Origin of the sequence: Acetivibrio mesophilus (genome assembly GCF_004102745.1) — a bacterium.
GTDB classification, from domain to species: Bacteria; Bacillota; Clostridia; order Acetivibrionales; family Acetivibrionaceae; genus Hungateiclostridium; species Hungateiclostridium mesophilum.
The window spans coordinates 1-10,755 of sequence record NZ_RLII01000047.1; the positions used below are offsets into that span (position 1 = coordinate 1).

Here is a 10,755-nt window from a genome sequence, read left to right on the forward strand (position 1 = left end):
CATTTGGTTTGATTGTTTCTCTCAACTCAATTATACCAATGTTGAAGGTCTCATGCCATTTTTATCACCAAATAATATTGAATTTTCAAGGTGCACAGGGACTTTTATAAGTGCGAAGTTTTAGTTAATTCACTTAAAAAGCGGGAAGTTAATTGGTGGACTATACGCAGGTGAATCATTTGCTTCTTCATTTCCATATAAGGAAGACATATATATCTCTGAGGTTTGGGGTGTAAATGAAAAAGGTGAATTCTTAGATAGAATAGAAGGAACTAAAGGCATGTGGATTAGTAAAGACTACTTTGACTATATAGAATTTTTTGAAATAACAAATAGTGAGGAGGTGACAAATAATGAGTGAACAGAATTCAAACAATCAGAAACCACTTAACGAGGGATACCAGCCTATACAAAAAGGTTTTTCCCCAAAACCAATTACCAGTCAAGCTAGACCACCAAAGGGGGGGACAGGAGAATCCTCAACACAAGGAAACAAAAAGTGAGGTAAAAAACATGACAGAAAACAATAAGAAAAATAAAGAAGATATAGAAATTGGAAGCTATCAACCAAAGAACCCTGGTACTTTTGGTTATAGACCAAATAGCAGTTCTATACCGAATCCTACCCCACCCAAAGGCGGTACTGGACAATCAACAGAAAAAAGTCATAGTAACGAAAAGTAAAAATAATTATCTAAAGATTAATAGGGCGTTTAACGCCCTTTAATCAATTATAATAGCCTGTGGCAAAGGAAAATTTCCGAAATAATGTACCGTTACGTCATGCCTTAAATGCCTTGCACGTCCTATTGTTTGTAACAATTCCGATTCAATGCTATACATTTGCATTTCTCTTAATTCAGGGTCATTAAAAGTATTGAAATAAAATGTCCTGCCGTTCCATTTAACACGATTATATTGACAGGTAAAATCTTTATTTTCAATATCAATCCCTAATGACAGGGCTTCCAGTTTCCACATATTCGGGTCTTGCCACGGTACACCCACAACAACAAGGTCTTTAGCCTTCCACTCATCACGTCCTGCTGTATTGAAGAAATATCCAACTATAGGCATTTCGTCTTTGTAAAGGTCATAGAATTTTTTGTATGTCAACACGTTTACGTCACGCCCTGTAATCGGGAACACTACATTTCCCATAAATTCTTTGAAGTCATGCCTTTTCTCAAAAAATTCCTTTGAACAAGCATACTTCCAGTAATGCTTTAATGTTCCGACTGCTTTTAATGGCGGTACTTCTTTTATTTGCAAGTCTGAATAAAAATGTCTTAATAAAAATTCATTCGGTGTTGCTGACAGAATAGCCATTGGTAATTCACCCCTCTTTATCTGGTTTCTTTGTCTGAATGTAATTTCTCCACTTTGTTTAAATACACAATCTGCACTAAATAACTGCCAAAAGTTTGTATCACCTGTTTTTAGGTCATATCTGAAAAACTTTAAAAGTTCCGAAAACTCCTGTTCATTAAACAATGGAGGTTCAATTTTAATCGGCTTCTCATAAGGAAGGTCTAAAACACCTTGCAGGAAGTCTAAAACTATTGGCGTAATATCTTTCTTCTCCCATGCTTCAGAATGGCTTAAAAGGCTTCTCAAATGGTTTATGTCATTAATTTTAGCAACTCCCTGTTTATTCAGACTGTTTGAAGGGCATTCGTCAATAATTATTGTATCCTGCATGGGTTTGTCCCAATACATTAGTTGGTCATGGGTCATTATTAAGTTGCCTTTGTGTGTTTTGGCGTTTATTTTAGCGGCGTAATAGTCCCAATATGCGTCTGAAAACTGTTTTGTTGTCTGGTACTTACATAAACGGTTAAACATATCCTGTTCTTTTGCAAAAACTGTTCCATAATATCCAGTCCTTTTGAGTTCTGTAATTTCATTAAAAAACTGCAAATACTCCGCCTTTTCAATGGGCAACTGCGGCTGTTGTATATCCTCCCATGTTGGAAGGGGTAAAACCCTCAATACTTCTACTCCTGCCATTTCAAGCCTTTGTTCAAGTTCTGCCGCCAATTTATGCGTTGGAACTGCAATTAAAGCTGTCCGTTTATTGTTTTTAAGCCACTTAATAAGCATTTGGGTTTTTCCAATTGCTGTAGGTGCTTTCAAAAGTGTCACCGTGTCACTTTGGTCTACTGCTTCAATAAAATACTGTTCCAATAGCTTTTGTCCCTCTTGCAGTGAAATCACTGGAATGTCCTCGACCTGTGGGCGACGTTTCATGGGCTTAATTTTACTGTACATTGTTCCTTGCCACTTGCACTTTTCAAAAAGTGGGCAAACTTCCTCACTGCATTTTGAAGGTTTAACGTCATTAGTCTTGCGTATGTCTTTAAATCTTTTTATATAATGCTGTGCCTTTTTGTACGTCTTTTGTTTGCCATCCTCATTTAAAACTGTTTCCTGCCAATAAACAGGGTTTGCGTTCATAATCTCTTTAAAAAGTTTTTCACCGCCTTTAAAAAGGGCTAAGTTCCTAACCATATTCCATAGAGCAGGGTCAAAAAGCCATAGCGGCGGTTCATTTAGCTGTCCTTTTAATCCTGCTTCAATTAAAGGGCATTTCTTAAAGTCCTCGGGGTCAATTTTAAAGTTTTCAGGTCTGGTATTTTTTGTTTCCGCCCCTCTATAAGCGTGACAGAGAGTAACTGAAAGTATATCTTCACCAACTCTTACTAAATAGGAACTGTTTGGGTAGTCAGGTGTTTCTATTTCCATTTGGTGGGACTGGGAATTTGGAGTGGAATTACATATATAATATATATGGTTTTCCACTCTTTTTTCCCAGTCAGCTTTTATCATTCCTATTTGTGGGCTACTATCTTCCCATACAATTCCTTGACCCTCAAAAAACTCCTGCTGTTTTTTCTTGAATATGTTCTTGCTATATGAATTTTCAATTTTTGTCATTACTGCACTTGTAAGGTTCGGTATACTCAATTCAGAATTTTCATTATAATACCATATGCCATTATTACTCCCAAAATAAAGCCTTGAAGGTTCTTTTGCCTGTCTGTCTGCCTTGCAGTCAAAAATTCTGTCCAGTGCTTCAATAATAAACCTGAAAGCTTTTTCATTTGTGACAAAATGGTCTAAAAGCCACACCAAACGGAACTTTCTTAATTGTGGTGTTGAAGAAAAACTTTCATAAATACAATTGGGCGGCACTCCATAAAGGTTTGCAATGTCTAAAGCTTCTTGCATGGTTAACCCTGTATCAATATCAAGGGTTACCATTTCACCGCCAATAAAACCTGCCTGACTTCTATTATAATCCTCAAAGATTGTAGGGCTAAATGACATTCCCTGTATAGCCACAGCTTCCATAAGCCCTTTAAAAGTCACATAAAACCTGTTATCAGGCAATGACACCTTATTAGAAACATATCCAATGCTATCAGGCTTACGGCTGTTTATAGGAAAGCCATTATGTGCAAGTAATATTCTATCTGGAAACTGATTATCCGTATTCTTTGTTATAAATTCATAAGAATAAAAATCTGTTGAAACGTGAACCAAACGCACTGTATAAAACCCCCTTTCGCTTAGTATTACTGCATTTGGAGGTTTGAAAAGGTGCTTAAAATATGATATAATATTAGTAGACAATATTCCTTTTCAAACCGTATTCTGCCCTGTTCACGCAGGGCTTTTATCGTTTTTATTTTTTAGAACTTTAGTGTTCATTTACTCTTAAATCTTCTTTTTAGTTCTTGTCTGCGTTCTTCAAGCTTTTTTTCTAATGACCTGAATTCCTCTGCTTCCTTTTTTAGCAGTTTAGCAGTTTCAGGTGATATATAATAAACTCCGTCAATTATTGAATATGGAATTTGTTCGTTCTTGCATTTGTGTAAAATAGTGTTCGGGTGGCAACCGATAATTTTAGCCGCTTCTGCTTTAGTTAGCCAACCTTCTTTTTTGTAGCGTCCTTGTCTTGGCATTTTGAGACCTCCTTATAATCAGTGATAAATTAATCACTATGTATAAGGGCTTTTACGCCCTCTTTTTTGCTTCTTCCATTAGCTCAGTAGTTTTCTTTAGAATTAATTCCATGGTCTTAACCATTTTTTGCTTATCCTTCCTACCGAATTTCTCAAAGTTTGTCATACACAATGAATCTAAATAAGCCATTCCATGGTCAACAACAAATAAAGCCTGTGGACTATTAAAATATTCAGGAAGTATTTCTTTGAATAAGTCAATAACTTCCTCGTCAGTTTCATTCTTAACATGTGATGGGTTATAAGTTTCGTCTTTCTTGTAACATTCTATTGCTGGCTTATGTCTCAAATAGTGTGGTATTGGTTTTGGGTTTATTACAACTTTTGGTTCTATTTGAAGCTTATCCTTAGACATAGGCTTTGACTGTTTAACTTTTTTTTTACCACTCAAGACCTCTTGACGTTCTTCTTCTGGCATTTGGTCAACTTCTGCCGCAAACTTTCCTGCCCTCTTAACAGTTCTTGGAGATACTCCAAACTTTTTAGCGGTTTCCTCTGCGGCATTCAAAGTGTCACCTTGACCCTTTGTTCTTCTGTCACCACCTTGTTTACCTTTTAATCGGTTATAGTATTCACCGATAAAGTGCCGTCTTTGTTCTTCTGTCAGATTTCTGCGACCTAATTGATTTTGAAGAATAAATAGTATAGGGTCAACGCCTTGTGGTAATTCCTTTACAACTATAAAACTTTTGTATCCAATTTCACGGGCTATTGTAACACGATTATTCCCGTCAACAACATTACCTTCATGGTCAATAATTATTGCTTCCCTAATACCTTCGTCCTGAATACTCTTTTTTAACAGTTCCTTTGCTTCACCTTCCAATGGTTGTAAAATATTACGGTACTTTTCTGTATTTAATTCGTCTAAATTTTTATAAAATGTTTTCACTTTATAACGCCCCTTTCAATATTAAAATAAATAACTACTAGTTTACATAATATTATTATACACTATTTGTATGCTGAATTCAAGCGTTATATATTTTGTAAGCCTTGTTACAAAAGGATTTTGCGAATATACTTGTATTATACAGTCTGTGTTAATTTAGATTTTGTTGGTTAATTGCTAATGGTTGCATACTATTAATTTTAGAACTAGATACCGTTAATCAGCAAGAGAAAAGAAGGCTTAGAATATGTGTTTAACTCTATGTTTTATGTCAACTGTACTCAATGTGCATTTCGCTGTAAAAACTCTTTAATAAGCTTTTAGAGACAAATAAACCTATTCTTATGATTTAGGACTTACATGTGAATTCCTTTTCTATTTAATAGACAATATGGTGCAAAAATTGTATAATAAACTGTAATATTTTGTTCTTATGCAATAAGCTTTATTATAAAAGGGGTTGGTCAAATGTTATTAACAGAGATACTTAAAGATTCAAATTACAGGCTTACGCAGTTTTCGCCAGAGGATATTAAAGAACTTGAGGAAAGTATATTTATAAAAGAGACAAAAACCGCAAAAGTACCATATATCAAATGCCTTGTAAGGAATAAGGACATAAAGCTTACACCAGAAGAAGCGGTCAGACAACTATTTATAAAAGTCCTTATCAACCGTTATCAGTACCCGGTTGAAAGAATGGAACTTGAATATGCTGTAGTATTTGGCAGAGAGAAAAAAGGGCTGACATAGTTATATTTGATAAAGACCGTGTTACGACCCCTTACATAATGGTTGAACTAAAGCAACCAAAGCTGAAAGACGGTAAAGGACAGTTAAAATCATACTGCAATGCTACGGGTTCACCCATAGGGGTATGGACTAACGGTGATTCAATTTCCTATTACCACAGGAAAGACCCTAATTATTTTGAAGATATTACCGATATACCAACAGCATATCAAAAATTAGCTGATATTATAAATGAACAGTTTACTATAGACGACCTTATCAAAAAGGACAAGCTTGTTAATGAAAAAAAGTCACTTAAAGACCTTATCCTAGAAATGGAGGACGAAGTTCTTGCAAATGCAGGGGTTGATGTGTTTGAAGAAGTGTTTAAGCTGACTTTTACTAAGCTCTATGACGAATGGCTCTCAGGCAGAAACAGGTCTCGGTATTTGGAGTTCAGGAATACCGGGCAGACTGAAACGGAATTAAAGGAAAAGATTCAAAACCTGTTTGACAGGGCAAAGGGACAATGGGAAGGTGTTTTCAGTGAAGATTCAAAAATAATGCTTAACCCCTCCCACCTTTCAATTTGTGTATCTTCTTTACAGAATGTGAAGCTTTTCAACTCAAACCTTGACGTTGTGGATGACGCTTTTGAATATATGATAAACAAAAGCAGTAAGGGAGAAAAAGGACAGTATTTTACACCTCGTTATGTTATAGATATGTGCGTCAAAATGCTAAATCCAAAGGAGGACGAGTTTTTAATTGACCCTGCGGCAGGTTCGGCAGGATTTACAGTACACAGCATATTCCATGTGTGGGGACAGATTGCAAAAGACGAAGGTTTAGCAACAAGCAATCTTTTTACAATAGAACAGAAACCGTACAGGTTTGAAAAATATGTACAGGACAAAGTATTTGCTATTGATTTTGACGAAAAATCGGTAAGAGTTGCGAGAACATTAAATTTGATTGCAGGAGACGGACAGACTAATGTATTGCACTTAAACACCCTTGATTATGAACGGTGGGACGAAACAATCGAACAAGAAGACTGGAAAGACACATATTATCAGGGGTTTAGAAAGTTAAAGAAGCTACGCAAAAGCAGGGACAGCTATAAAGAATTTGCTTTTGACGTGCTTATGGCTAATCCCCCATTTGCGGGAGACATTAAGGAAAGCAGAATTATAGCAAAGTATGATTTAGGCAAGAAACCAAGCGGCAAATGGCAAAATAAGATAGGCAGGGACATTTTATTTATTGAACGAAATCTTAATTTCTTAAAGCCGGGCGGACGTATGGCTATTGTATTGCCACAGGGACGCTTTAATAATGTATCAGATAAAATTATAAGAGATTACATAGCTGAACATTGCAGAATTTTAGCTGTTGTAGGATTGCATGGTAACACATTTAAGCCCCATACTGGCACTAAAACCTCTGTACTATTTGTACAAAAATGGAATGACGACCCGAAACAGGGGGATTTATGCCCTAAAGCGGACGATTATAATATATTCTTTGCTACCATGAAAAAGTCAGGTAAGGATAATTCAGGCGAAAAGCTGTATGTAAAACGAAATGTTTCAAAGCCTGTTTTAGACGGCTTAAAGGTGGGAGACCCTACAGCAATAAGCAAAATAACAGACGTTCAGAACAATTACGATATTGCACCTATTGAAGCAAGTGAATTTTTACTGGATAGCCACGGACATTTAATTGTAGACCATGACCTATTTAACCATGACGGACTGACTGAGGACGGTATAGCAGAAGCATTTATTGAATTTGCTAAAAAGGAAAAGCTAAGTTTTTTTGCCTAAGCCCGTCTATTAAGCCATTTGACGAAGAAAAGTATAAACGTTTAATGGATGGGCTGGAAGCAATAGAAATGAGATTAAGTGATATTCTATCGCTTAGTGATATTTCAAGGCTTGAATCAGAATTCTATGTTGCAAAAACATTAAATTGTGATAAAGGATTCTTAGGCAAAGATATTTTAAGTTTTGTCCAATATGGAACTTCCGAAGAATTGAATGAGGATAATTGTGGCTATCCTGTGTTACGTCTTAATGAATTTGATAGTAACTTTATTGGAGTGCCTTCAAAATATTGTAGCAAATTAAATGAAATAACTTTTGAAGAATTGCGTCTTAAAAAGGGTGACGTACTTATTTGTAGAACTAACGGAAATCCTAAATTAGTTGGCAAAAGTGCAATTGTTTTAGAAGACACGACTTATGCTTTTGCGTCATATTTATTTCGTATCCGACCAAAAACAAGTATTATAAATTCAGAAACACTAACAATATATTTGAACTCAAAACACGGCAGGAATGAAATTGAAAAGTATTCAATGACAAGTAATCAAACCAATTTTAGTCCTGCTAAATTCAGAGAAATATTTATACCTCATTTTAGTAGCAAATTTCAAGATATAATTGGAAATTTAGTTTCAATTTCTTTCAATTTGCATAAGAATTCAAAAACACAATATAAAGAAGTAGAAAACATATTGTCTAATGAACTTGGCTATAAAGGTTGGAAGCCCACAGAAGAAAATACGGCAACAAAAAAATTGTCTGAGTCATTTAAAATAACTGGGCGATTAGATTCTGAATACTACCAACCCAAATATGACGAGGTTTTATCAAAAATAACTAAAACTTATAACTTAAAATTAAAAGATATTGTTAGAATAAAAAAGTCAATCGAACCGGGGTCGAGTGTATATCAAGAGGAAGGATTACCTTTTATTAGAGTCTCAAACTTGACAAAGTATGGAATAACTCAGCCTGATATATGTATTCCCCATAATATAACTAAAAATATTGAAAATTTAAAACCCAAAAAAGATACTATACTTTTCTCAAAAGACGGTAGTATAGGTATAGCATATAAGGTTGAAGAAAATTTGGAAGCCATTACGTCAGGTGCTATATTACACCTTAGAATTAAGAATAAAGATATTTTACCTGATTACCTTACTCTTGTACTTAATTCAGTTTTAACACAGCTACAGGCTGAAAGAGATTCAGGAGGTTCTATTATTCAGCACTGGAGACTATCAGATATTGAAAATGTGGAAATACCAATATTAGAATATGACAAACAGAAGAAAATATCAGAAAAAATACAGGAAGCTTTTAAATTGAAAAAAGTATCTGAAAGTCTATTGGAAATTGCAAAAACAGGTGTAGAAAAAGCCATTGAGGAAGGCGATAATTCAGCAATAGAATGGATTAATGTGAGTATAAAGAAATTGGATGGAGGATATAAGTTATGTCAAGAATAGACGACCTTATAGACCTTATCCAAACTACCAATGAAGTATATTTAATGAATCCTTCTATGAATATAAGGTCAGCATACATACAAATAGACGATTTATGCGAACTTTCAATGAAAAGTTTTTTGCAAATGAATATACAAAATTGGACTCCGTTAAAGCCGAATGGTCAATCATTCAAATCATTTCGAAACATTGTAAATGAAATTAATAACTATTTTAGCAATAGACAAGACGTTGTTACGTTAACAACAAGAATAAAAGATAGGAGAGATAACCGCAATCACTTTTTTCATGACCCTAATCAATCAGGTTTAACAGTCCTCGATAAGAATGGACTTGAAGCATTTTTAGACCTATATTGCTTGGGTTCGATTTTATTTAGAAGTGAATTTGATAGTAGAATTAATAATAGACCACTCATTAAGGTTCAAATATCAATAATAAAAATGAAGTATAAAAGCTATAGTTGCGGTTTAGTGAGTATTTTATATCAAGAAGTTGTTAACAGAATTGGAAAATACGAAGCAATGCCAAACAGTTTTGGACATGAATGTTGTACAATTATAAAAGACCCCATAAGCTACTATAATAAAATTGAATATCTAATAAAAAGAAAGATAAATGATTGTAATGAAGAAATTGATAGAATCAACAGCTTAACACGAAAATTAAGTAAACACAGAGAAGAAATTGTACATTTACAAGAACAAGTAATTCTTTTACAAAGCATTATTGACGAGTGTCTTTGATTGCAGTGAAGGAGGAACTATATGGACATAAAAGAAAGGGCGTTTAACACTAGCCTTGATACAAGAAAATTTGAAATAGATTTATTTTGGAAGCGTTCATTATTCTTTTGGGGGTTTATAGCTTCTGCTTTTGTCGCATTTGCCACACTATACAAGGAAAATTCAAAATATGCAATTATGATTTCAGGATTTGGGTGTATTTGTTCTTTGGTTTGGACTCTTGCCAATCGGGGAAGCAAGTTTTGGCAAGAAAACTGGGAATCAAAAGTTTCAAAATATGAAGACGAACTGGTTGGAAGTCTTTTTAAAGAGGTTGAAGAAGTTCAAAATAAGTTTTGGGCATTAAGGGCACGAAAGTATTCTGTAAGTAAGCTTGCTATAGCCCTTAGTGATTATGTATTAGCAGTATGGATTGGAATAACATTATCTTTAGTATGTAAGCATTTAAAATTGTTTAGAAATATTTTCTCAATGGATACACTCATTGTTATTTTTGTCATACTTACATTAGTGTATTCAGTATATATATTGATATATGCCCGTTCAAGTAATCCAGAAAGTACAGGAGTTGAAAAAAAAGCAAGTAATGAAGTGAAAGTAAAGCTAAGCAATAAAAAGCGATTTGCCGGGAAGCTGAGGAAATGAAAAGAAGGTGTTATTAAGTTAGTTTCCCATGAAACCATATATTTTCAGTGGTTTATGGGGAAATGATTTGTTATAATAGAATTAAGGAAGTCGTGTGGAGTAAAAACGAAAAGATTATATGGAACGGTTGATATATAAGGGATTGAGGGGTTACAGTTAAGGCGTAGACTGGAAATCGTGTGAACGTTAATAGCGTTCCGAGGGTTCGAATCCCTCTCTCTCCGCCAATACAAAGATTTTATCAAAGAGAAAAAACATGAAAATTGTGACATTTCATGTTTTTATTATTGTCTTTATGAATACCACCTGCTATGCAGGTGGTTCCAAAAAGCTTATAGCTATGAGTAGATAAAAATACCTCCATTTGCTAAAATATAGCGGGTTTAGCCGACCGCATAAATAGCAAAAGGA

The 10,755-nt window shown here is 34.5% G+C and carries 10 protein-coding genes and 1 pseudogene; 8 read left to right on the plus strand and 3 right to left on the minus strand.

The window, feature by feature from the left end:
* Nucleotides 1-127: 127 nt before the first annotated feature.
* The 3 genes from EFD62_RS18340 to EFD62_RS17575 are packed head-to-tail and all read left to right on the plus strand — an operon-like array spanning nt 128 to nt 684.
* On the plus strand, nt 128-361 hold the full coding sequence (locus tag EFD62_RS18340; RefSeq protein WP_407921100.1) for a DUF6338 family protein: 234 nt from the start codon (nt 128-130) through the stop codon (nt 359-361).
* On the plus strand, nt 354-503 hold the full coding sequence (locus EFD62_RS17570) for a hypothetical protein (protein WP_155522918.1): 150 nt from the start codon (nt 354-356) through the stop codon (nt 501-503). Before EFD62_RS18340 ends, EFD62_RS17570 begins: the two co-directional genes overlap by 8 nt.
* 10 nt (nt 504-513) lie before the next feature.
* Nucleotides 514-684, plus strand: a complete 171-nt coding sequence (locus EFD62_RS17575; RefSeq protein ID WP_155522919.1) for a hypothetical protein — start codon at nt 514-516, stop codon at nt 682-684.
* 39 nt (nt 685-723) lie between these two features.
* Here EFD62_RS17575 and EFD62_RS16595 read toward each other — a convergent pair whose 3' ends face one another.
* The 3 genes from EFD62_RS16595 to EFD62_RS16605 form a co-directional block, all read right to left on the minus strand.
* A complete protein-coding gene (locus tag EFD62_RS16595; protein WP_128706529.1) occupies nt 724-3,552 on the minus strand; it encodes a DEAD/DEAH box helicase family protein in 2,829 nt (942 codons plus the stop codon).
* A 158-nt stretch (nt 3,553-3,710) separates the two neighbouring features.
* On the minus strand, nt 3,711-3,968 hold the full coding sequence (locus tag EFD62_RS16600) for a DNA-binding protein (protein WP_128706530.1): 258 nt from the start codon (nt 3,966-3,968) through the stop codon (nt 3,711-3,713).
* 52 nt (nt 3,969-4,020) lie between these two features.
* The gene (locus EFD62_RS16605) at nt 4,021-4,920 is read right to left on the minus strand and encodes a ParB N-terminal domain-containing protein (protein WP_128706531.1); all 900 of its coding nucleotides are present in this window, start codon (nt 4,918-4,920) and stop codon (nt 4,021-4,023) included.
* Nucleotides 4,921-5,388: 468 nt separating this feature from the next.
* On the opposite strand from EFD62_RS16605, the pseudogene EFD62_RS17900 reads away from it, so the two are divergent.
* From EFD62_RS17900 to EFD62_RS16625, 5 genes and pseudogenes are all read left to right on the plus strand, one after another.
* A pseudogene (locus EFD62_RS17900) lies at nt 5,389-5,813 on the plus strand (type I restriction enzyme HsdR N-terminal domain-containing protein); the annotation flags it as partial.
* 402 nt (nt 5,814-6,215) lie between these two features.
* Nucleotides 6,216-7,481, plus strand: a complete 1,266-nt coding sequence (locus EFD62_RS16610; RefSeq protein ID WP_268919989.1) for an HsdM family class I SAM-dependent methyltransferase — start codon at nt 6,216-6,218, stop codon at nt 7,479-7,481.
* A gap of 68 nt (nt 7,482-7,549) precedes the next feature.
* Nucleotides 7,550-8,953, plus strand: a complete 1,404-nt coding sequence (locus EFD62_RS16615; protein WP_162302536.1) for a restriction endonuclease subunit S — start codon at nt 7,550-7,552, stop codon at nt 8,951-8,953.
* Entirely contained in the window at nt 8,941-9,699 is a 759-nt protein-coding gene (locus tag EFD62_RS16620; RefSeq protein WP_128706533.1) for a hypothetical protein, read from the plus strand. The genes EFD62_RS16615 and EFD62_RS16620 overlap by 13 nt, the downstream gene beginning before the upstream one ends.
* A 21-nt stretch (nt 9,700-9,720) precedes the next feature.
* Nucleotides 9,721-10,344, plus strand: a complete 624-nt coding sequence (locus tag EFD62_RS16625; protein ID WP_194087103.1) for a RipA family octameric membrane protein — start codon at nt 9,721-9,723, stop codon at nt 10,342-10,344.
* Nucleotides 10,345-10,755: the final 411 nt, after the last annotated feature.